This window comes from Mesorhizobium sp. W050 (assembly GCF_054719535.1).
In genome coordinates this window covers 3,731,711-3,752,548 of the sequence record NZ_JBTTIH010000001.1, presented here as the reverse complement: position 1 = coordinate 3,752,548, position 20,838 = coordinate 3,731,711, and the positions used below count along the sequence as shown (strand labels likewise).

Annotated in this window: 19 protein-coding genes and 1 tRNA gene; 13 read left to right on the top strand and 7 right to left on the bottom strand. The window is 63.1% G+C overall.

Annotated features, from left to right (window positions below; genetic code table 11):
* The first annotated feature begins 6 nt into the window (after positions 1 to 6).
* The 4 genes from ACYG9Y_RS18335 to ACYG9Y_RS18320 are packed head-to-tail and all read left to right on the top strand — an operon-like array spanning position 7 to position 1,553.
* Positions 7 to 399 (top strand): VOC family protein, encoded by a 393-nt coding sequence (locus ACYG9Y_RS18335; protein WP_023738493.1) that lies wholly within the window; start codon positions 7 to 9, stop codon positions 397 to 399.
* Between the two features lie 26 nt (positions 400 to 425).
* Positions 426 to 647 carry a hypothetical protein gene (locus ACYG9Y_RS18330; protein ID WP_023668396.1) on the top strand — a complete coding sequence of 74 codons (222 nt, stop codon included), beginning with the start codon at positions 426 to 428 and terminating at the stop codon, positions 645 to 647.
* A 2-nt stretch (positions 648 to 649) separates the two neighbouring features.
* Positions 650 to 1,108, top strand: a complete 459-nt coding sequence (locus tag ACYG9Y_RS18325) for a DUF1801 domain-containing protein (RefSeq protein WP_023738494.1) — start codon at positions 650 to 652, stop codon at positions 1,106 to 1,108.
* Positions 1,109 to 1,121: 13 nt separating this feature from the next.
* Positions 1,122 to 1,553 carry a DUF1801 domain-containing protein gene (locus ACYG9Y_RS18320; RefSeq protein WP_198018623.1) on the top strand — a complete coding sequence of 144 codons (432 nt, stop codon included), beginning with the start codon at positions 1,122 to 1,124 and terminating at the stop codon, positions 1,551 to 1,553.
* A 5-nt stretch (positions 1,554 to 1,558) separates the two neighbouring features.
* Here ACYG9Y_RS18320 and ACYG9Y_RS18315 read toward each other — a convergent pair whose 3' ends face one another.
* Positions 1,559 to 2,245: an HAD family hydrolase gene (locus tag ACYG9Y_RS18315; RefSeq protein WP_023738495.1), complete on the bottom strand. Its 687-nt coding sequence runs from the start codon at positions 2,243 to 2,245 to the stop codon at positions 1,559 to 1,561.
* Positions 2,246 to 2,433: 188 nt separating this feature from the next.
* On the opposite strand from ACYG9Y_RS18315, the gene ACYG9Y_RS18310 reads away from it, so the two are divergent.
* Positions 2,434 to 3,567 carry a site-specific DNA-methyltransferase gene (locus ACYG9Y_RS18310; RefSeq protein WP_023738496.1) on the top strand — a complete coding sequence of 378 codons (1,134 nt, stop codon included), beginning with the start codon at positions 2,434 to 2,436 and terminating at the stop codon, positions 3,565 to 3,567.
* 220 nt (positions 3,568 to 3,787) lie between these two features.
* On the opposite strand, the gene ACYG9Y_RS18305 is transcribed toward ACYG9Y_RS18310, so the two are convergent.
* Positions 3,788 to 4,399 carry an HAD family hydrolase gene (locus ACYG9Y_RS18305; RefSeq protein ID WP_023738497.1) on the bottom strand — a complete coding sequence of 204 codons (612 nt, stop codon included), beginning with the start codon at positions 4,397 to 4,399 and terminating at the stop codon, positions 3,788 to 3,790.
* 22 nt (positions 4,400 to 4,421) lie between these two features.
* The gene (mutY, locus tag ACYG9Y_RS18300) at positions 4,422 to 5,543 is read right to left on the bottom strand and encodes an A/G-specific adenine glycosylase (RefSeq protein ID WP_023738498.1); all 1,122 of its coding nucleotides are present in this window, start codon (positions 5,541 to 5,543) and stop codon (positions 4,422 to 4,424) included.
* Positions 5,544 to 5,593: 50 nt separating this feature from the next.
* On the opposite strand from mutY, the gene ACYG9Y_RS18295 reads away from it, so the two are divergent.
* From ACYG9Y_RS18295 to ACYG9Y_RS18280, 4 genes are all read left to right on the top strand, one after another.
* The gene (locus ACYG9Y_RS18295; protein ID WP_023687168.1) at positions 5,594 to 6,100 is read left to right on the top strand and encodes a DUF721 domain-containing protein; all 507 of its coding nucleotides are present in this window, start codon (positions 5,594 to 5,596) and stop codon (positions 6,098 to 6,100) included.
* 167 nt (positions 6,101 to 6,267) lie between these two features.
* Positions 6,268 to 6,996, top strand: a complete 729-nt coding sequence (locus ACYG9Y_RS18290; RefSeq protein ID WP_023738499.1) for a DsbA family protein — start codon at positions 6,268 to 6,270, stop codon at positions 6,994 to 6,996.
* Between the two features lie 69 nt (positions 6,997 to 7,065).
* Positions 7,066 to 10,524 (top strand): chromosome segregation protein SMC, encoded by a 3,459-nt coding sequence (gene smc / locus ACYG9Y_RS18285; RefSeq protein ID WP_352460033.1) that lies wholly within the window; start codon positions 7,066 to 7,068, stop codon positions 10,522 to 10,524.
* Between the two features lie 1,230 nt (positions 10,525 to 11,754).
* Positions 11,755 to 12,063: a hypothetical protein gene (locus ACYG9Y_RS18280; protein WP_023670691.1), complete on the top strand. Its 309-nt coding sequence runs from the start codon at positions 11,755 to 11,757 to the stop codon at positions 12,061 to 12,063.
* Positions 12,064 to 12,180: 117 nt separating this feature from the next.
* Here ACYG9Y_RS18280 and ACYG9Y_RS18275 read toward each other — a convergent pair.
* Together ACYG9Y_RS18275 and ACYG9Y_RS18270 are read right to left on the bottom strand one after the other, a co-directional pair.
* Positions 12,181 to 12,255: transfer RNA gene (locus ACYG9Y_RS18275), tRNA-Gln, on the bottom strand.
* A 110-nt stretch (positions 12,256 to 12,365) separates the two neighbouring features.
* Entirely contained in the window at positions 12,366 to 12,710 is a 345-nt protein-coding gene (locus tag ACYG9Y_RS18270) for a VOC family protein (protein WP_023670692.1), read from the bottom strand.
* A 215-nt stretch (positions 12,711 to 12,925) separates the two neighbouring features.
* Here ACYG9Y_RS18270 and ppdK point away from each other — a divergent pair, with 215 nt between their 5' ends.
* The 3 genes from ppdK (at position 12,926) to ACYG9Y_RS18255 (ending at position 17,764) form a co-directional block, all read left to right on the top strand.
* Positions 12,926 to 15,631 carry a pyruvate, phosphate dikinase gene (gene ppdK / locus ACYG9Y_RS18265; protein WP_023670693.1) on the top strand — a complete coding sequence of 902 codons (2,706 nt, stop codon included), beginning with the start codon at positions 12,926 to 12,928 and terminating at the stop codon, positions 15,629 to 15,631.
* Between the two features lie 172 nt (positions 15,632 to 15,803).
* On the top strand, positions 15,804 to 16,904 hold the full coding sequence (locus ACYG9Y_RS18260; protein WP_023687174.1) for a glycosyltransferase family 9 protein: 1,101 nt from the start codon (positions 15,804 to 15,806) through the stop codon (positions 16,902 to 16,904).
* 89 nt (positions 16,905 to 16,993) lie between these two features.
* Positions 16,994 to 17,764 (top strand): polysaccharide deacetylase family protein, encoded by a 771-nt coding sequence (locus ACYG9Y_RS18255; protein ID WP_050593115.1) that lies wholly within the window; start codon positions 16,994 to 16,996, stop codon positions 17,762 to 17,764.
* A gap of 165 nt (positions 17,765 to 17,929) precedes the next feature.
* On the opposite strand, the gene ACYG9Y_RS18250 is transcribed toward ACYG9Y_RS18255, so the two are convergent.
* Entirely contained in the window at positions 17,930 to 18,319 is a 390-nt protein-coding gene (locus ACYG9Y_RS18250) for a DUF427 domain-containing protein (protein ID WP_023738502.1), read from the bottom strand.
* Between the two features lie 161 nt (positions 18,320 to 18,480).
* Positions 18,481 to 18,840 (bottom strand): hypothetical protein, encoded by a 360-nt coding sequence (locus tag ACYG9Y_RS18245; RefSeq protein WP_023684605.1) that lies wholly within the window; start codon positions 18,838 to 18,840, stop codon positions 18,481 to 18,483.
* A gap of 327 nt (positions 18,841 to 19,167) precedes the next feature.
* On the opposite strand from ACYG9Y_RS18245, the gene ACYG9Y_RS18240 reads away from it, so the two are divergent.
* A complete protein-coding gene (locus tag ACYG9Y_RS18240; RefSeq protein WP_023738503.1) occupies positions 19,168 to 20,796 on the top strand; it encodes a fatty-acid--CoA ligase in 1,629 nt (542 codons plus the stop codon).
* Positions 20,797 to 20,838 lie beyond the last annotated feature (42 nt).

Sequence of the window (20,838 nt, the reverse complement as noted above, 5' to 3'; positions counted from 1 at the left end):
AAATCGATGAAGATCAAGCTGACCAGCGTCTATGTGGACAACCAGGATAACGCACTGCGCTTCTACACCGACGTGCTGGGCTTTGCTGTGAAGGCCGACTTCAGCAATGGGCCTTTTCGTTGGCTGACCGTCACCTCACCCGATGAGCCCGAGGGAACCGAACTGCAACTCGCGCTCAACGACAATCCGGCCGCCAAGGCTTACCAGCAGGCCATCTTCAAGCAGGGGCAGCCCGCGCTCATGCTGTTCACCGACGACGTCAAGGGTGATTACGAGCGCATCAAGGGACGCGGCGGTGCGTTCGCCACGGCGCCGACAGAAGTGACCGGCTCGACCATCGCCCAGCTCAACGACAGCTGCGGCAATCTCATCCAGATCACCCAACTGGCGCGTTGGTAGGCGCTGGTTTCAAGAGGAGGGTTGCAATGAACTTGAGCAAATGGATACGTCAAACCCATCGTTGGCTGTCGATCATCTTCACGCTGACCGTGGCAGCCAATTTCATCACCATGGCGTTCGGCCAACCTCCGGCCTGGGTGGTCTATTCGCCGCTGCTGCCGCTCTTCCTGCTGCTGTTCAGTGGCCTCTACATGTTCGTGCTGCCTTACGTCGCGAGATCGCGTGGCGAGCAGGGCGCGCAAGGGTAGGAATGGCCAAGGCGCTGGGAAAATCGAAGGTCGCAAAACCGGCCCCAGACAAGCCGGAAAAGCCGGTCCTGCTTTCGGGCGGCAACCCGCAGATCCCGAAGGCCTATGGGGACGCTCCGGTGCAGGCCTATATCGCGGCCATGCCGGGCTGGAAAAGCGATGTCGGGCGCCGGATCGACGCACTTATCGTCAGCGCCGTCCCCGGCGTCTACAAGGCGATGAAGTGGAACTCACCGTTCTATGGCATCGAGGGCGAGGGTTGGTTCCTCAGCCTGCATTGCTTCACCAGATACGTCAAAGTCGCCTTCTTTCGCGGCACGTCGCTCGATCCTGTGCCTCCCGGCGGTTCCAGGCAAAAGGAAGTGCGCTATCTCGACATCCATGAAGGCGAAGAGATCGACGAAGCCCGCTTCGCCTCCTGGGTGAAGCAGGCCAGCCGATTGCCCGGCGAGAAGATGTGAACGGAGGCAGACCATGAAGACCAGTATGTCGAGCAAAGACGAGGGAGGCGCCTCTGCCTCCGAGCGGATAGATGCCCGAATCCGGGAGCTGGACGATTGGCGGGGCAAGACGTTGGCCAGCCTGCGCAAGACCATCCTCGACGCCGATCCGGAAATCATCGAGGAGTGGAAGTGGATGGGCAGCCCGGTATGGTCGCGCGACGGCATGATCGCCGTCGGCAACGCTCACAAGGACAAGGTGAAGCTGACCTTTTCCCATGGCGCCAGCCTGCCGGATCCCGACAGGCTGTTCAACAACGGGCTCAACGGCAAGGTGTGGCGTGCCATGGATGTGTCGGAGGGCGACGAGATCGATGCGGATGCGCTGAAAGCGCTCGTCCGTGCCGCGATTGCCTACAACAGGGCAAAGAAGAAACCGGCCAAGTCGGCCAAAGCCAAGGACTGATCGGTTCAGGCGTCCGACCAGTCCGACAGAGCGGCAATCACACTTTTCAGTTCGGCCCAGCGGCGGATGACGGTTTCGGCGCCGGCTTCGGTCAGCACATCGGCATGGCCGGGATAGCTGTGCGCGGCGCCGGTGAAGCCGATCACGCGCATGCCGGCGGCCCTGGCGCCGGTGACGCCGTGCACCGAATCCTCGATGACGAAGGTGTTTGCCGGATTGGCGTTGAGTTGCTCCGCCGCGATCAGGAACACATCCGGCGCGGGCTTGGTTTTCTTGCTTGGTATTTCCAGCGCCGAAAAAATCCGGCCGGCGAAGAACGGCAGCAGGCCCACTTTCTCCAGCATGAACTCGATCCGCTCCAAGCGTGAGTTCGAGCAGACGCAGCGCGGCGCTGTCACTGCGGCCACAGCCTCGCGCACGCCGTCGATGGCGCGCACGTCGCTGCGCAGTTTGCGGTCAACCAGCTCTTCGGCCCGGTCGATCATCGAGGCCTGGAACGGGATCGCGGACTTCGCCTCGACCCGCATCATTATGTCCTTGAAGGTCAGTCCGGCATAGGTTTCGGCGTATTCCTCGGCCGAGATTTCATATCCGGCCAAGGTCAGCAATTCGGCCTCGACGCGGGCTGCGATGATTTCGGAATCGACGAGCACGCCGTCGCAATCGAAGATGACAAGATCTGGCTGGGGCATGGCAATCCGAACGAGGGAGGGTGATGGAGGCCCGGCAAGGCTCAAGCGGCGCGACATACACCAACGGGCCGGGCTGCGCAAATTGACGACGTCAGGGCTGCCTGGACCGTTGCGTCCTTCACCGAATATTTACGCTGATCGGTAACCATAACGTGGAGTAAACAGTAACGCGTGCCTTGGGTGTAAAAATGTCTGCCGTGCGTCTTGTCGCCGACCTCTCCCACGCCCCCCCGCAATCCGAGTGGCTGGACACGATCCTCAAGGGCGATTGTGTCGCCGCGCTCGACCGGCTGCCGGAAAAATCCATCGACGTCATTTTCGCCGATCCGCCTTACAATCTGCAACTCGACGGCGATTTGCACCGGCCCGACCAGTCCAAGGTTGACGCCGTCGACGATGACTGGGACCAGTTCGAGAGTTTCGAGGCCTATGACGCCTTCACCCGCGCCTGGCTCCTGGCGGCACGCCGCGTGCTGAAGCCCAATGGCACCATCTGGGTCATCGGCTCCTACCACAACATCTTCCGCGTCGGCGCCAAAATGCAGGATCTCGGCTTCTGGATCCTCAACGATGTCGTCTGGCGCAAGACCAACCCAATGCCGAACTTCCGCGGCCGCCGCTTCCAGAACGCGCATGAGACCATGATCTGGGCCTCGCGCGACCAGAAGGGCAAGGGCTATACCTTCAATTACGAAGCCATGAAGGCGTCGAACGACGACATCCAGATGCGCTCCGACTGGCTGTTCCCGATCTGCACTGGCGGCGAGCGGCTGAAGAACGACAATGGCGACAAGCTGCATCCGACGCAGAAGCCGGAAGCGCTGCTCGCCCGCATCATGATGGCTTCGACCAAGCCGGGCGACATCGTGCTCGACCCATTCTTCGGCTCCGGCACCACCGGCGCCGTGGCCAAGCGGCTCGGCCGTCACTTCGTCGGCATCGAGCGCGAACAGGTCTATATCGACGCCGCCAACGAGCGCATCGATGCCGTGCGGCCGCTGGAAAGCGCCGATCTCACCGTGCTCACCGGCAAGCGCGCCGAGCCGCGCGTCGCCTTCGTCAGCCTGATCGATACCGGTCTGATGCAGCCCGGCGCCACGCTCTATGACGCCAAGAAGCGCTGGTCGGCCAAGGTACGCGCCGACGGCACGGTGGCGATCGGCGACAGCGCCGGCTCGATCCACAAGATCGGCGCCGAAGTGCAGGGCCTGGACGCCTGCAACGGCTGGACCTTCTGGCACTATGAGCGCTCGGGCGGCCTGACCCCGATCGACGAACTGCGCCGCATCGCCAGGCTCGGCATGGAACGGGCAGGGGCTTGAGATTCAAGGTTTAAATTCGGCGCTCTACGACGGCCCCCCTCTGCCCTGCCGGGCATCTCCCCCACGAGGGGGGAGATTGCGCGTTTCATTGTTTTCGCCAACTTTCAACGTTGTAAGAAAGAGCCGTGGGCGAGCTGCCAATCTCCCCCCTCGTGGGGGAGATGCCCGGCAGGGCAGAGGGGGGCGCCATAAAGCGCTACCTTCGACCCCTCTGCGTAGCTCAGGTCGCGATGCCATACCGCTCAAGGTCCGCCTTGAGCGTTTTTGCATCTGTGAACAGCACAGCATTCCAGCCGGCGGCCCTGGCGCCATCGACATTCCTGGGGCTGTCGTCGATGAACAGCGTGGCTGACGGTTCGAGCTCGAACGCGGCAACGTGATGGTCGTAGATGGCGCGGTCGGGCTTGATCTCACGGATATCGGCCGACACGGTCACGCCGCGCGGGCGGCTAAGGAAATCGAAGCGCAGTCTTGCCTCGGCAAGCGTGTCGGCGGCGAAGTTCGTCAGCATGGTCACGTCGTGGCCGCTCTCGATCAGGCCGAGCATGATGGCGACGCTGTCCTCATATGCATGCGGCACCATGTCGTTCCAATAGCGTCGGAAATTGCGAATGTTTTCAGCATGATCCGGGTAATCCGCGATCAGCAGCGCTTCCGCCTCTTCCCACGTCCGGCCACGATCCTGCTCGATGTTCCAGTCATGCGTGCAGACATTGTCGAAGAACCACTTGCGCTCTTCGGCATCGGGAATGAGGCGGCTGAACGGAATGTTCGGATCGTAGTGGAGCAAGACGCGGCCGATGTCGAACACGATATGGCGGATTTCAGTCATTTCTGGCCTTTCAAAGCGAATGCTAGTCAATCGGGCGGTGTTTTTTGGTTGCGCCCGGTATCGCTGCTTCGATGACCTTTTTCATGACGGTCGGCAGCGCTTCTCCGGAAATGTCATGGGCCAGCGACCAGAAATGCCCTTCCGGCGCATCACTTTTCACTTGAGCGTGAAAAACTTCGAGCTCGAGCGCGAAATGGGTGAAGACATGCGCGATCTCTCCGGCGCGCCGCCAGTCCGCAGGGAAGGGCGCTGCTTGGGCAGTCGTCGCGCCGTCTATCCGGGCTGTCCAATCTGTGGTCGGCACCTCGGTCATGCCGCCGAGCAGGCCCTTGTCAGGCCGCTTGCGCAACAGGATGGCGCCGTCGCCGCGCTCGGCGACGAAGGCGGCACCCCGCCTGAGTGGTTTGTCGACCTTGGGCAGGCGGACCGGGAAGCGCTCGGGGTCGCCGGACAGGATGGCGCTGCAATCCTCGCGCACCGGGCACAGCATGCAGCGCGGCCGTCTTGGCGTGCAGATCGTAGCGCCGAGGTCCATCATCGCCTGGGCGAAGTCGCCCGGCCTTGTCTGCGGAACCAGTCTTTCGACGAGCGCGCGGATTTCAGGCTTTGCCTCGCTGAGCGGCGTTGCGATCGAATAGAGCCGCGAGATGACACGTTCGACATTGCCGTCGACGACCGCCGCCGGACGGTCGAAGGCGATCGCCGCGATCGCCGCCGCCGTATAGGCGCCGATCCCCGGCAATTCCCTCAATCCCGTTTCGTTGTCGGGAAAACGGCCGCCCTGGCTCGCAACCAGATCGGCGCAGGCCTTGAGGTTGCGCGCTCGTGAATAATAGCCGAGCCCGGCCCAGGCCTTCATCACATCCTCGGCCGGCGCAGCCGCCAGCGCCTTCACATCAGGCCATTTCTCGACAAAGGCGCGAAAATAGGATTTTACCGCTTCGACCGTGGTCTGCTGCAGCATCACTTCCGAAAGCCAGATGCGATAGGGGTCCGGCGGTGCACCGCCGGCCGCGGCGTGCGGCGTGATCCGCCACGGCAGTTCGCGATGGTGCGCGTCGTACCAGGCAAGCAGACGCGCGGCGATCTCTCCCGATAGAGTTGGTCCGGATGCGGCCTTGCGGGTCTGTTCGTGCAGTGCCATTGATCGCGGGCTGGCTCTAGGCTGGTGAGGAGCGTGGCTGGAGAACGTACATGGCAGGGAGAACGCCTTACGGCAATCCCGTTCCGGTGAGCGATCTCGCGACCGCGATCCTCGACCCCGTGCTGCGCAAGCGGGCCGGCATTTCGATCGGGCTGGTGCAGTCATGGGAAGAGATCGCCGGCCCCAGGCTCGCCGGCCATTCGCGCCCCGAAAAAATCCAGTGGCCGCGCCGCATGCATGAGGACGATCCGTTCGAGCCGGCGGTGCTGGTCATCGCCTGCGAGGGCATGGCCGCGCTGCACCTACAGCACGAGACCGGCGAGATCATCAACCGCGTCAATGCCTTTCTCGGCTTCAACGCGATCGGCAGGATCCGGATCGTGCAAAAGCCGGTGCTGAGGGACAAAGCCCGGCCGAAACCGACGCCGAGAGCACTGACTTCTGTCGAAAAGGCCAAATTGTCGGATACCGTCGGCAAGATCGAGGATGAAGGCTTGCGCGCCTCGCTGGAGCGTCTTGGCGCCACAATTCTTGGCCAAAGGAAGCGGCCAAGGTAATCAACCGGCAATCAGTCGGTCATGAACGCGTCATCTATCTCGCGCATTCGTGATCCTGCATGTAGAGTTTGGCGATTGGAATGGGGACGGCGATGCCTTAATTCCCGCCAACTCTCGCCTTTTCTAGCCTTTGCGTTGCAAAATCAAACCACAGTCAGGTGATTCGCATGAACCGTAGCTTGTCCCGCAGAAACCTCCTGTCTTCGCTGGCCGTCATTCCGGCAGTGGCTATGCTCGCCGCATGCAGCGATTCAGGCGAGGATGCCAAAGCAGCGGATGTGAAGCCTGCGGCTCCCGCGCCTGCTTCGACGCCTGCCACTCCGGCCGCCGTCAAGGTCCCGGAGTCTTCCGGCAATGTCGAGATGGCCGAACTGCTGAAGCCCGGCGCTTTGCCCGACAAGCAGCTCGGCAAGGATGACGCCAAGGTCACCATCGTCGAATATGCCTCGATGACCTGCCCGCATTGTGCGCATTTCGCCGCGACCACCTTCCCTGAGTTGAAGACCAAATACATCGACACCGGCAAGGCGCGTTACATCCTGCGCGAATTCCCATTCGATCCGAGCGCCGAGGCCGGTTTCATGCTGGCGCGCTGTTCGAAGGACAATTATTTCCCGATGGTCGACGTGCTGTTCAAGCAGCAGGCCAACTGGGTCGGCGTCAACAATACCAAGGATGCGCTGCTGCAGATCTCCAAGCTCGCCGGTTTTACACAGGAGTCCTTCGAGGCCTGCTTGACGGACCAGAAACTTCTGGACGATGTGAGATCGGTCCAGAAGCGCGGCGCCGATGAATTCAAGGTCGACTCGACGCCGACCTTCTTCATCAACGGGAAAACCTACAAAGGTGCGATGTCGATTGAGGAAATATCGGCCATCATCGACCCTCTGCTCTGACGTCCAGGCGGCGCCGGAGCGACTGCGCTTCGGCGTCAGCGCACCTTTGTGCCTTCCAGGCAGGCGCGAATGAAGTTTTCGCGCCTTCGCCTCCTCGGCTTCAAGTCCTTCGTCGAACCCGGCGAGTTCGTCATCGAACGTGGCCTGACCGGCATTGTCGGGCCGAATGGCTGCGGCAAGTCGAACCTTGTCGAGGCGATGCGCTGGGTGATGGGCGAAAGCTCATACAAGAACATGCGCGCGTCCGGCATGGACGACGTGATCTTTTCCGGCTCGGGAACGCGCCCGGCCCGCAACACCGCCGAAGTCACGCTGTTCCTCGACAATAGCGACCGGACCGCGCCCGCCGCCTTCAACGACGCCGATGAATTGCAAGTGTCGCGCCGCATCGAGCGCGAAGCCGGCTCGCTCTACCGCATCAACGGCAAGGAAGCCCGCGCCAAGGACGTGCAGCTTCTGTTCGCCGACCAGTCGACCGGCGCGCGCTCGCCTTCCATGGTCGGACAGGGCCGCATCGGCGAACTGATCCAGGCCAAGCCGCAGGCGCGCCGCGCGCTGCTCGAAGAGGCCGCCGGCATTTCCGGCCTGCACACGCGCCGTCACGAGGCCGAGCTTCGGCTGAAGGCGGCCGAACAAAATCTGGAACGGCTGGACGATGTCGTCGGCGAACTGGAGAGCCAGATCGAAAGCCTTAAGCGCCAGGCGCGCCAGGCATCGCGCTTCAAGAACCTGTCGGCCGATATCCGCAAGGCGGAAGCCACGCTCTTGCATCTGCGCTGGACTTTGGCCAAAACCCAGGAGGGCGATGCGCGTTCGGCATTGGCGGTTGCCACAGCTCTGGTCGGCGACCGCGCCGCCGCCCAGATGGCTGCCGCCCGTGAGCAAGGCATCGGCGCCCACCGGCTGCCCGATCTGCGCGATGCCGAGGCCGCCGCGGCTGCCGCCTTCCAGCGCCTGTCGATCGCCAAGGCTCAGATCGAGGAGGAGGCTGGCCGCATCCGCGCCCGCCAGGCCGAACTGGAGCGCCGGCTGCAGCAGCTCGACGGCGACATCGCCCGCGAGGAGCGCATGGTCCGCGACAATGCGGATATTCTTGAGCGCCTGCGCGAGGAAGAAGCCACGCTCAACTCCGAAAATGCCGGCGCCGCCGAGCGCGAGGCCACGACGCGGGCCGCTTTCGAGCAGGCCGGCGCAACGCTGTCGCAGAGCGAAGCCAAGCTCGCTGCGCTGACCGCCGAACGCGCCGAGGCCGCCGCCGCGCGCAATCAGATCGAACGAACGCTGCGCGAAAACGCCGAACGCCGCGATCGCTTTGCCCGCCAGCTGGCCGATGTCGACCGCGAATTGTCCGAGATTGTGTCGAAGGTTGCGGGCTTGCCCGATCCCGCCGAGAAGCGCGCTCTGGTCGAGGACGCGCTCGCCCGGTTGGAGGAGGCCGAGGCCGGCGCCATTGCTGCCGAACAGGCGGTCGCCGAGGCGCGCGCCACCGAGAGTGCCGCCCGTCCGCCGCTGCAGGATGCCAGGGCCGAACTCGCCGGCATCGAGACCGAAGCCCGCACGCTGGCCAAGATCCTCAATGCCGCCAGCGGCGATCTTTTCCCGTCGGTGCTGGAGCAACTCAGCGTCGAACGCGGCTATGAGACGGCCCTTGGTGCTGCGCTTGGCGAGGATCTCGACGTGCCGCTCGACCGCAGCGCGCCGGTGCACTGGGGCGAAAGCCAGGTTCAATCAGGCGATGCGGCCTTGCCGGAAGGCCTCAAGAGCCTCGCCAGCGTGGTGCGCGCGCCTTCGCAGCTTGCCCGACGGTTGGCGCAGATCGGCATTGTCGACACCTCTGACGGCCGCCGGCTGCAGGCTCTGCTCGCTCCCGGCCAGCGGCTGGTCAGCCGCGACGGCGCGCTGTGGCGCTGGGACGGGCTGACCGCCAGCGCCGATGCACCGACCGCGGCCGCGCAAAGGCTGGCGCAGAAGAACCGGCTGGCCGAGCTCGATGCCGAGGCGGTACAGGCGACGCAGATCGTGCGCGAGGCCGAAGCCGCCCTTGCCCAGGCCGAACAGGCACTCCGCCAGGCGAGTGAGGCCGAACGCAATGCCCGCCAGGCCGGGCGCGATGCCCAGCACGGCCTGGACGCCGCCCGCAGCGCGCTGGCCGAGGCCGAAAAGGCCGGTGGCGAGCTGGCAAGCCGCCGCGCCGCCCTGGACGAGGCGCGCGCACGAATCGTCGACAGCCATGAAGAAACGGCCGCCGCCTTCGCCGAGGCCGAAATGCTGCTGCAGGACGCCCCCGATCTCGGCGACCTGCAATTGCAGCTTGAACAATCCGCCGCCAATGTCGGCAGGGACCGCGCAACCTTGGCCGACGCGCGCGCCGTCCATGAAGGCCTGCGCCGCGAAGCCGAGGCGCGCACGCGCCGGCTCGACGCCATCGGCGCCGAGCGCAGCAACTGGTTGCAGCGGGCCGAAAACGCCTCGACGCAGATTGCCTCGCTGGGCGAGCGCAGGGCCGAGGCCGAGGCCGAGCGCGAAACGCTGGCCGACGCCCCCGACGAGATCGACGCCAGGCGGCGCGCGCTGCTGTCGCAGCTGACCGAGGCCGAGACCTTGCGCAAGGCGGCCGCCGACCGTTTGCAGGAGGCCGAGAACAAGCAGGCCGAGCTGGACAAGGCCGCCACCGCGGCCATCCAGTCGCTGGCCGATTCCCGCGAAACCCGCGTCCGCGCCGAAGAGCGATTGACCGCCGCCGATGAGCGCCGGCTCGAGGTCGAGGCGCGCATCCAGGAAACGCTGAACACGCCGCCGCATCTGGTCATTCGCCATACTGGCCTGGAAGCCGACAGCCCGATGCCGGAAATGGCCGAGATCGAGCGCCAGCTCGACCGGCTGAAGGTTGAGCGCGAGCGGCTCGGCGCCGTCAATCTGCGCGCCGAGGAAGAGCAGAAGGAATTGTCGGACCGGCTGGAGACCATCGTCTCCGAGCGCGAGGACATCATCGAGGCGATCCGCAAGCTCAGGCAAGCGATCCAGAGCCTGAACCGCGAAGGCCGCGAACGGCTGCTTGCCGCTTTCGAGGTGGTCAACGGCCATTTCCAGCGGCTGTTCTCGCATCTGTTCGGTGGCGGCACGGCCGAACTGCAGCTGATCGAATCCGACGACCCGCTCGAAGCCGGGCTCGAAATCCTGGCACGTCCGCCCGGCAAGAAGCCGCAGACCATGACGCTGCTGTCCGGCGGCGAGCAGGCACTGACGGCGATGTCGCTGATATTTGCCGTGTTCCTGACCAATCCGGCGCCGATCTGCGTGCTCGACGAAGTCGACGCGCCGCTCGACGATCACAATGTCGAGCGCTTCTGCAACCTTATGGACGAAATGGCCGCGACCACCGAGACGCGCTTCGTCATCATCACCCACAACCCGATCACGATGGCGCGCATGAACCGCCTGTTCGGCGTGACCATGGCCGAGCAGGGCGTCAGCCAACTGGTCTCGGTCGATCTGCAGGCCGCCGAGGCGATGCGCGAGGCGAGCTGACGCAGCATGCTTTGTTGATTTCGTCGGCGATGGCCTCGATCCGACTGTTGCAACAGGACCGTCGCCCTTGCGACCTGCTTGCGACGCGCATTCTGTAAGGTTCGAAGAGAAGGAATTTAAGCGCCACCTGAGAGCGAACGCCAAAGCCCACATGCAAAGCGCCGGCCAACGCGAAAGCGATGCCTACAAGGCGCAGATGGCAATAGGCTCCGACAGCAATTCAGCTGCCACCTTTATCGGAAGCCCAGGAAGCTCAGTATCGCAATCACGATAACGACTGCTCCGATGAGCCAGATTATGTTGTTCACCGTATCTCTCCCGAACTAGTTGCTGGGAGTGAACTCGTAAGAGCCTACTAATGTTCCCGCATTTTCTGCGTCGAAACAAAATGGCGGCCATCGCTTCGTCGATTGCCAGACCAAGGTCCGAACAGGGTATGACTGAAGTCCTGACGTCGGAGCCATAGGCCCGAAGGCGGGCAACCTATGCCCTCCCGATACATTGGAACCCGGCTGCCGAGCATGAGTCCCTTCATCGGTGGTCAATCGGGTGCCCGCCATTCCTGAGAGGTTAGCGGGCACCCGATCGTCGTGACACCGCCAAGCGGTGTTCGTTCAATAGAGAGGCTGACAGTGACCTTTGTCCAGAGATCAGTGCGTGACGGCGCAACCCGACCCGCAAACGACAACGACAGTCCTGCGGAAGTTTCTTCCGTTCTTGACCTCATACCATCGGCTGACGACGACAAGGTCGCTGAGCTTGTCAGGCGAACAGAGCGCCTGGCAATCGCAGTGGTTATCGGAATCGCGGTTCTGCTGATCTTGGCGCCGGTGGTTTACCTTGCACTTTCTTACGGGATCTGAGACGGCCCGACCTATGGGATCTGAAATGGCCTGATTGGTCTCGTAAATCTCACAAATTGTGCCGACGGTCTTCCTCGCAAGACGGGTGTTTCCCGTCACAGATCAGGAGATCGAACGCGACGACATAGAAGGGTCCTGTGCAGCGCTCCTTTGTCGAGTGGCGTAACCCTGGTGGTCGGCTTGAAAGAGCGCCTTTACCAGAAGTTGCCAACAGGAGCTGCTGTCGCAACTTCTTCTTTCGATACGCCGTGTTGCACGGGAGCAGCCGTCACTGATCGCGCCCGTGGACCGACGACGCTACTCGGAACCAAAGGGATGGGACGCGGTTATCCCCGCGAAGGGATAATTAGCAGGTGGAGATATTACAATGAAAACAATGATCGTGAGCGCCTTGGCGCTGTTCATTGCCATGCCGACGATAGCTCCGGCAGCCGAAGCTGACGTGGTCATCACGACCCACCATCGACATCATCACAGGAGCGTAAAGGTCATCAATGACCAGGGTCAACGCCTTCATCACCGCAGACACGGCACGGTTGCCTTCTACGACCACGGCCGCAGACATCATCGCCGGGATACGGTCATCGTGACCGGCTCGATCGAGCGCAGCCATCATCGCTATTATCGACATCATCGGCATCATCCCGTCGTCATCCAGGACGACAACGATTACTGATCCTCTCCGCACGGCCCCGGCTCTGTCAACGGAGTCGGGGTCGCGTGGGAGTCAGATAGCTCCTGACGGCAGCCATCGATAAGGTCGGTAAATCATTGATTCCAAAGGCATGTGATTTGGCTGGGGCGCCAGGATTCGAACCTGGGAATGTCGGTACCAAAAACCGATGCCTTACCACTTGGCGACGCCCCAGCAAGCGAGCTTTGCCCGTTGCGCGCGGCCTTATAGGACGAGCGGCACGAAAGCTCAATGCCGAGTTGGCCACTGTGCAAAACTGATCCACCGCTTGGCGCGGGGACGCGCTATTCGCCCCAGACCGCCAACTCGTTGCCAGCGGGATCGGTGAAATGGAACCGCCTGCCGCCCGGGAACGAGAATATCGGCTTGACGATCGTGCCGCCGGCGCTTTCGACAACGTCGAGCGTTGCTTCCAGATCCTGCGAATAGAGCACCGGCAATGGTTTCGCCGGCGCCTCCGCTGCATCGGCCTGGAAGCCGCCATCGAGCCCTTCGCCGAAGGCCGAATAGGTCGGCCCGTAATCGGTGAACGACCACGAGAAGGCGGCGCTGTAGAAAGCCTTGACGCTGTCCAGCGTCGCGCCGGTCGCGGGCAGTTCGAGATAGTCGAGTTTTCCGTTGAGTTTCATCACGCTGCTCCCAACTTGTTCCCTATATGTTCTATATCCTGGGCAGCGATCCGGCAAGTCTTTTCGACGCAGCTTTTGCTTAATCGATTGTAGTCGCCGGGCTTCGCTGCCACACCTTGCCTTTCGCACTGCAGCATAATAACGCTCGGGTCGGAACGCGGGGGAACCGGGTCTTGGCCCCGGTGTTCTATCTTCCGAGGACTTGGAGGGCGAGCATGACCAAATGGGTCTACACCTTCGGCGATGGCGCCGCGGAGGGACGTGCGGGCGACCGCAACCTTCTCGGCGGCAAAGGCGCCAATCTGGCCGAGATGTGCAGTCTTGGCCTGCCCGTGCCGCCGGGCTTCACCCTCACCACCGAAGTCTGCAACGCCTATTACGCCAACGGCAACAGCTATCCGGCCGCGTTGCAGGCCGATGTCGTCAAGGCGCTGGACCATATCGGGCAGCTGACGGGGCGCCGTTTCGGCGATCCGTCGAAGCTGCTTCTGGTCTCGGTCCGCTCCGGGGCCAGGGCCTCGATGCCGGGCATGATGGACACCGTGCTCAATCTCGGCCTCAATGACGAGACGGTCGAGGCGTTGGCAGCCGATTCCGGCGATGCCCGCTTTGCCTATGACAGCTACCGCCGCTTCATTCAGATGTATTCCGATGTCGTCATGGGTCTCGACCACGAAGTGTTCGAGGAAATCCTGGAGGACCAGAAGGCGAGCCTCGGCCACGAGCTCGACACCGAACTGACAGCGCAGGAATGGCAGAGCGTCATCGCCCTTTACAAGGCCAAGGTCGAGGAGGAACTCGACAAGCCGTTTCCGCAGGACCCGCACGAGCAGCTGTGGGGGGCGATCGGCGCGGTATTTTCCAGCTGGATGAACAACCGCGCCATCACCTACCGGCGCCTACACGACATCCCGGAAAGCTGGGGCACGGCGGTCAATGTCCAGGCCATGGTATTCGGCAACATGGGCGAGACGTCGGCCACCGGCGTCGCCTTCACGCGCAACCCCTCGACCGGCGAAAAGATGCTCTATGGCGAATTCCTGGTGAACGCGCAGGGCGAGGATGTCGTAGCCGGCATCCGCACGCCGCAAAACATCACCGAGGCGGCGCGCATCGCCGCCGGCTCCGACAAGCCGTCGCTGCAGAAACTGATGCCGGACGCGTTCCGGTCCTTCGTCGACATCTCCGACCGCCTGGAACAGCACTACCGCGACATGCAGGATCTCGAATTCACCATCGAGCGCGGCAAATTGTGGATGCTGCAGACGCGTTCCGGCAAGCGCACCGCCAAGGCGGCGCTGAAGATTGCCGTCGAAATGGCGCGCGACAAGCTGATCACGACGGAGGAGGCGGTCGCCCGCATCGATCCCGCCTCGCTCGATCAGCTGTTGCATCCTACCATCGACCCCAAGGCCGCGCGCGATGTCATCGGCGTCGGCCTGCCGGCTTCTCCGGGCGCCGCGACCGGCGAGATCGTCTTCTCGTCCGCCGATGCCGAGGATCTGAAGACGCAAGGTCGCAAGGCAATCCTGGTGCGCATCGAAACCAGCCCCGAAGACATTCACGGCATGCATGCTTCAGAAGGCATCCTGACCACGCGCGGCGGCATGACCAGCCACGCCGCCGTGGTCGCGCGCGGCATGGGCAAGCCTTGCGTTTCGGGCGCCGGCTCGCTGCGTGTCGACTACAAGGCCGGCACGCTGATGTCGATGGGCCAGACCTTCCGCAAGGGCGACATCATCACCATCGATGGTAGCAACGGCCAGGTGCTGAAGGGCGCCGTGTCGATGCTGCAGCCGGAACTGTCGGGCGATTTCGCCGCCATCATGGAATGGGCCGATGCGGTGCGCCGCATGAAGGTGCGCACCAATGCCGAGACGCCGCTCGATGCGCGCATGGCGCGCTCCTTCGGCGCCGAAGGCATCGGCCTCTGCCGCACCGAGCACATGTTCTTCGACGGCGAGCGTATCGTCGCCATGCGCGAGATGATCCTGGCCGATACCGAGAAGGACCGCCGCACCGCGCTCGCCAAGCTGTTGCCGATGCAGCGCTCGGATTTCCTCGAACTGTTCGAGATCATGGCCGGCCTGCCGGTGACGATCCGGCTGCTCGATCCGCCGCTGCACGAATTCCTGCCCAAGACGGAAGCGGAGGTGGCGGAGGTCGCCGCCGCCATGAACGTCTCGCTCGACAAGCTCAGGCAGCGCACCGAAGCCTTGCACGAGTTCAACCCGATGCTCGGCCATCGCGGCTGCCGCCTCGCCGTCTCCTATCCCGAGATTGCCGAGATGCAGGCGCGCGCCATTTTCGAGGCAGCCGTCGAGGCCGGCAAGAAAGCCGGCGCGCTGGTCGTTCCCGAGATCATGGTGCCGCTGGTCGGCCTGGTGAAGGAGCTCGACTACGTCAAGGCGCGCATCGATGCGGTCGCCAAGGCTGTCATGGACGAGACCGGCGTCAAGATCGACTATCTCACCGGCACGATGATCGAGCTTCCGCGCGCGGCGATCCGCGCCCACGTCATCGCCGCTACGGCCGAGTTCTTCTCCTTCGGCACCAACGATCTCACCCAGACCACCTTCGGCATCTCGCGCGACGATGCTGCCTCGTTCCTTGAGACCTATCGGCAGAAGGGCATCATCGAGCAGGACCCGTTCGTCTCGCTCGACATCGAGGGCGTCGGCGAACTGGTGCGCATGGCTGCGCAAAAGGGCAGGGCGACACGGCCCGACATCAAGCTCGGCATATGCGGTGAACATGGCGGCGATCCGGCCTCGATCCGCTTCTGCGAAGAGGTCGGCCTCGACTATGTCTCGTGCTCTCCCTACCGCGTGCCGATCGCAAGATTGGCCGCAGCCCAAGCCGCGGTGCAGATTGCCAAAACAGCAGTGCCGCGCCCCAAAAAGAGCGCCGCGGCATCCTGATTTCGACACAGTCCTTTCGGTATCGATGAAACGGCCACCCCTGGGTGGCCGTTTGGCGCTAAGCTTACGATTTTGTAAGCAAATTCACGCTGATGTGCGCGCCCCAACACGCAATCCCGACATCGTTTCTTCCCAATTTCACGGCCCCCCAACCCGCCGGTGCCGAGAAAAGATGTTACAGATTTCGCCCAGACCCTTCCGCTCGATCCTGATTATCCAGACCAAGTTCATCGGCGATATTGTTCTGTCCTCCACGCTCGCCAAGAACCTGCAGCTCGAATATCCCGGTGTCAGGATCGTCTTTCTCTGCGAGGCGCGCCTCGCCAGTTTCGTCACCGCGCACGGCATCGCCGCCGAGGTCGTCAGCTTCCGCCGCGCCGCCATGCGCGGCACCCCGCTGGAGCGTGGGCGCGAGCTCTATTCTATGATCAGCAAGCTGCGCCAATTCCGTTTCGACCTGACCATCGACCTCACCGATTCAAAGACATCGCGGCTCATCGTCAGGTTCCTCAACGCCAGCACCCGCATCGGCTACAATCCTCCGGAAAGGCCGCTGCGCTGGCATGAGCGCCAGCCCGCCAATGTCTTTGCCGAGCCGTTCGGTTTTGGCGAACGTCACTATCTCTACCGCTACCTTTCGCCGCTCGAGCCGCTCGGCGTCGGCCTGCGCGTGCGGGTGCCGTCGATTCGGCCATTGCCGATGGAGACGGCGAGGGCCCAGGCATTGCTGGACAAACACCATTTGCGGCCAAACGGCTTTATCGCGGTGCATGCCGGCGCAAGTTTTCACGGCCGGCGCTGGCAGCATGAACGCTTTGCCGCCGTGATCGACACGATTTCGCGCGAAACCGGACTGGATTTCGTACTCGTCGGCGGCCCTGACGAGCGCAAGCCGGCCGAGCAGATCCTCGCCAGTGCCGCGTCGATCATCAACCTCGTCGGCGCGCTGTCGCTGGAAACGCTGCTGGCGGTGTTGCAGCAGGCGCGGCTGTTTGTCGGCAATGAGAGCGGCCCCATGCACATGGCAGCAGCGGCCGGAACGCCGGTTGTCGGCCTTTTCGGCCTGACCAGCCCGGCCGTCTGGGGACCGGTCGGCGTGCCCAGCCTCGCCTTGCAGCCATCCATGCCGTGCAATTGCGTGGCGGGCAGCCTGTGCAATCCGCTCGATCCCAGCAAGGCCTGCTGCGTCTGGCGCCTCGAGGTCGAACCGGTCGTCGCGGCCGTGCGCGAAGTCCTGTCACGCACGCATGTGGAACTGGAACACGCCGTCTGACGGTGCGCGGCGGTCACATTGTCGGGATATCAGCTTTCTCACGGCCACTATCCCGATTTCCGCCTTGTTGCGGGTCCTGGGATGCGGCTATGACAGCGCCGATTCTCAGACAAGACAGGCATCCCTTGCAAAAGCTGTTTTGCGCCTTGGCGCTATCTATCGTGGCCGTGTCCTCGGCCCAGGCCGCGCCGCTTGTCGAGCCGGCGCTGCATCTGAAGGCTGAGGACGGTAGCAGTGTCGGCCGCGTCGCGCTTACGCTCGACGCCTGCGGCGGCCAGACCGATACGAGGATCCTGTCGGCGCTGGTGGAGAACCGGATTCCGGCGACGATCTTCGTCACCGGTATCTGGCTGAAGCGCAACGCCGCCGCCGTCGAGATCATGCGCGCGCATCCGGACCTGTTCGAACTGGAAAACCATGGCGGCCATCACATCCCGGCCGTTGACACGCCGCGCAAGATCTACGGCATCCGCAGCGCCGGCAGCCCGGAAGCGGTGCAGGCCGAAGTCGAATCGGGCGCTGCCGCTCTCGCTGGCACCGGCGAGCCGGCGCCGAAATGGTTTCGCGGCGCGACCGCCGAATACAGCCCGTCGGCTATCGCCATGATCCGCAGGCTCGGCTTCAAGGTCGCCGGCTTTTCGATCAACGGCGATGGCGGCTCGTTGCTCGGCGCAAAAGAAACTGCCCGGCGCATCGCCGCCGCCAAGGATGGCGATGTCATCATCGCCCACATCAACCAGCCGACCCACGCTGCCGGCGAGGGCGTCGTGCAAGGTCTGCTCGCGCTGAAGGCCAAGGGGCTGATGTTCGTGCGGCTGGATGACGCCGACGGTGTCGGCAACGACGGGACGACTGATTAGGATCAGGCGGCGGCAGGCAGTTTCATCGCCTTTGGACTGACGTCGCCGACGTTTGAGATTAACCGAGGCCTCTGAGCTTCGTCATCCCAGGATGAAACAGGAGCGAAGCTCCGTCGCGAAGACCCTGGGATGACGAAGCGAGCAACGGCGGCTTGAGTCGCTTGCTCAGGCCGGTGCTGCTTCGATCGTCACCCTGTTGGGATAGAAGGCGCCGTGGTAGCGTATCTCAGCCATTTCGTCGAAGGGCTGCTCATAGCCCCACATTGCGTCCTTGCCGGTCTCGCCGGCCGGCAGCACGCTCCAGTAGCTGGCGTCGCCCTTGTAGGGGCAGTGGGTCGACAGGGTGGTTTTGCCGAGCTGGGTGAAGTCGATGTCTTCGAAGGGGATGTAGAATGCCTGGGGGTAGGGCGGTTCGGACAGAAGCTTCGCTCGCGTCGATGAGGCGATCACCGTATCGCCGGCACGCACGACCACGGTACCGCGATAGGGTTCGACGGTGATGACCTTGCCGGGATTGCTCTGAAAGCCGGGGGCGGGGTTGGCGATCTGGTCCATGCGGGGGTTCTCCTTGTTCGATTGGGAGCACAGTTCGATTGGGAGCGTGCGGGGTTGCTTCCCATGTCCCTAAAATGTGTCTGGAGAACTCGTTGCGCAAGCCTTCGCCAGTAGGCCAGAGCTGGCCTTCCGATCACTAAAAACGATCCCGCGTGGAATGCTCAGGCTGCGGTCTTGAACACGTCCATGAGGCCGGCATAGGCCGCGGCAATACCGGCTACCGGGTTGGTGCTTCTTGACGTCGTCTCGACCTTTAGCGGGCCGCCGCCGGTCGGCAAGGTGAGCAGCAGGAACTGGCGATTGCCGCCGTCGCCGATCGATGCGGCGGCGACATGCTGGCCTTCGCCTTCGTTCTGGACGCACATTTTGAACAGCAGCGTGCCGCCGACCGCTTCCAGGGCGCCGCCGACCACCTCGACAAATTCGTCTTCGGTGACCTTTTTGGCCTCCGGCACGAGATCGGCCAGACTTGCGGCAAGCGTGTCTTCAAGCTCTTTGTCGTCGAGTTGAATATCGTCCAACTGCACGTCTTGGGCCCCGCTGTCATCCAGCTGCCTGTCGTCGATCTGCCTGTCGTCGATCTGCCTGTCGTCGATCTGCTTGCCGTCGATCTGCTTGTCGTCGAGCTGCGTGTCCATGCGAACCTCTTTCAGTCGCCAATCCGCACCCCTACCCCGTTAACGAACCTTAACGTCGACGATGGCCGGATTGTGGCGGTTTTCTCCGCCTTTCGATCACTGCTTACTTCAGCCGTTAACGGTTGGAGACGTCACGACTGGACAATCCTTCCGTTCGTCCCACAATGGAACAAAAGACGGGAAAAACGAGGAAGCAATGGGAGGAACCAGATGCTCGGACTGATGCAGGAATGGCCGCTGCTCTGCCACAAGCTGATCGACAATGCCGAGCGGCAGCACGGGACGCGCGAGATCGTCTCGCGCTCGATCGAAGGTCCTGTCGTTCGCACCACCTATGCTGAAGTTCATCGCCGCGCCCTCAAGGTCGCTCAACGGTTGGAGCGCGATGGCTTTGTGCTCGGCGACCGCATCGCGACCCTGGCCTGGAACACGGCGCGCCACATAGAGGCCTGGTACGGCATCATGGGCATCGGCGCCGTCTACCATACGCTTAACCCGCGTTTGTTCCCCGAGCAGATCGTCTGGATCATGAACAATGCGCAGGATAGAGGGATCTTCGTCGACCTGACCTTCATGCCGCTGCTGGAAAAGATCGCCGGCGCGGTCAAATCGCTGAAAAAGGTGATCGTCCTGACCGACAAGGCGCATCTGCCTGAAACGACGCTGCCGAATGTGGTTGCCTATGAGGACTGGTTGAACGAGGCCGATGGCGACTTCGCCTGGAAGGTTTTCGGCGAAAACACCGCAGCCGGCATGTGCTACACCTCCGGCACGACGGGCGATCCCAAAGGCGTGCTCTACAGCCACCGCTCGAATGTGCTGCATGCCATGATCGCCGCCATGCCCGACGCCATGGGCCTCTCCGCGCGGGACACGATCCTCCCCGTCGTGCCGATGTTTCATGCCAATGCCTGGGGCCTTGGCCAGAGCGCGCCGATGATCGGCGCCAAGCTGGTCATGCCCGGTTGCAAGATGGACGGCGCCTCGATCTACGAGCTGCTCGACACCGAGAAGGTGACCTTCAGCGCCGCCGTGCCGACCGTCTGGATGATGCTGCTGCAGCATCTGGAAGAGACCGGCAAGAAGCTTCCCTATCTCAGCAAAGTCGTCATCGGCGGCTCGTCCTGCCCGCGCGCCATCATCAGGAAATTCCAGGACAATTACGGTGTCGAAGTCATCCATGCCTGGGGCATGACCGAAATGTCGCCGCTCGGCACGCTGTGCACCATGAAGCCGCAGTATCAAGCGCTCGAGGGCGAGGACCGGCTCGATATCCAGGGCAAGCAGGGCTACCCGCCCTTCGGCGTCGAGATGAAGGTGACGGATGACGACGACAAGGAACTGCCTTGGGACGGCAAGACCTTCGGCCGGCTGAAGGTGCGCGGTCCAGCCGTCGCCAGCGCCTATTATGGCGGCGTCGGAGCCGAGCAGTTCGACAAGGACGGCTGGTTCGACACTGGCGATGTCGCCCATATCGATTCCGGCGGCTACATGCAGATCACCGATCGCGCCAAGGACGTCATCAAGTCGGGCGGCGAGTGGATATCGACCATCGACCTGGAGAACCTCGCCGTCGGCCATCCCGATGTCGCCGAGGCCGCGGCGATCGGCGTCCATCATTCGAAATGGGGCGAACGGCCCTTGCTGGTCGTGGTCGCCAAACCCGGCAAGGAGCCGAGCAAGGCGGACATACTGGCGTTCATGGACGGCAAGGTGGCGAAATGGTGGATGCCCGACGACGTCGCTTTCATCAGCGAAATCCCGCACACCGCCACCGGCAAGATCCAGAAGATCACCTTGCGCAAGCAGTTCAGCGACTACCGCCTGCCGACGGATTGACCGGGACCGTGCGTTTCCTTGACCTTCAAGCTACCGGCGGCA

Bases quoted from the DNA above. Each gene is read 5' to 3' on its own strand.
- ACYG9Y_RS18335 (WP_023738493.1), top strand. From the start codon at position 7: ATGAAGATCAAGCTGACCAGCGTCTATGTGGACAACCAGGATAACGCA.
- ACYG9Y_RS18330 (WP_023668396.1), top strand. From the start codon at position 426: ATGAACTTGAGCAAATGGATACGTCAAACCCATCGTTGGCTGTCGATC.
- ACYG9Y_RS18325 (WP_023738494.1), top strand. From the start codon at position 650: ATGGCCAAGGCGCTGGGAAAATCGAAGGTCGCAAAACCGGCCCCAGAC.
- ACYG9Y_RS18320 (WP_198018623.1), top strand. From the start codon at position 1,122: ATGAAGACCAGTATGTCGAGCAAAGACGAGGGAGGCGCCTCTGCCTCC.
- ACYG9Y_RS18315 (WP_023738495.1), bottom strand. From the start codon at position 2,245: ATGCCCCAGCCAGATCTTGTCATCTTCGATTGCGACGGCGTGCTCGTC.
- ACYG9Y_RS18310 (WP_023738496.1), top strand. From the start codon at position 2,434: ATGTCTGCCGTGCGTCTTGTCGCCGACCTCTCCCACGCCCCCCCGCAA.
- ACYG9Y_RS18305 (WP_023738497.1), bottom strand. From the start codon at position 4,399: ATGACTGAAATCCGCCATATCGTGTTCGACATCGGCCGCGTCTTGCTC.
- mutY (WP_023738498.1), bottom strand. From the start codon at position 5,543: ATGGCACTGCACGAACAGACCCGCAAGGCCGCATCCGGACCAACTCTA.
- ACYG9Y_RS18295 (WP_023687168.1), top strand. From the start codon at position 5,594: ATGGCAGGGAGAACGCCTTACGGCAATCCCGTTCCGGTGAGCGATCTC.
- ACYG9Y_RS18290 (WP_023738499.1), top strand. From the start codon at position 6,268: ATGAACCGTAGCTTGTCCCGCAGAAACCTCCTGTCTTCGCTGGCCGTC.
- smc (WP_352460033.1), top strand. From the start codon at position 7,066: ATGAAGTTTTCGCGCCTTCGCCTCCTCGGCTTCAAGTCCTTCGTCGAA.
- ACYG9Y_RS18280 (WP_023670691.1), top strand. From the start codon at position 11,755: ATGAAAACAATGATCGTGAGCGCCTTGGCGCTGTTCATTGCCATGCCG.
- ACYG9Y_RS18270 (WP_023670692.1), bottom strand. From the start codon at position 12,710: ATGAAACTCAACGGAAAACTCGACTATCTCGAACTGCCCGCGACCGGC.
- ppdK (WP_023670693.1), top strand. From the start codon at position 12,926: ATGACCAAATGGGTCTACACCTTCGGCGATGGCGCCGCGGAGGGACGT.
- ACYG9Y_RS18260 (WP_023687174.1), top strand. From the start codon at position 15,804: ATGTTACAGATTTCGCCCAGACCCTTCCGCTCGATCCTGATTATCCAG.
- ACYG9Y_RS18255 (WP_050593115.1), top strand. From the start codon at position 16,994: ATGACAGCGCCGATTCTCAGACAAGACAGGCATCCCTTGCAAAAGCTG.
- ACYG9Y_RS18250 (WP_023738502.1), bottom strand. From the start codon at position 18,319: ATGGACCAGATCGCCAACCCCGCCCCCGGCTTTCAGAGCAATCCCGGC.
- ACYG9Y_RS18240 (WP_023738503.1), top strand. From the start codon at position 19,168: ATGCTCGGACTGATGCAGGAATGGCCGCTGCTCTGCCACAAGCTGATC.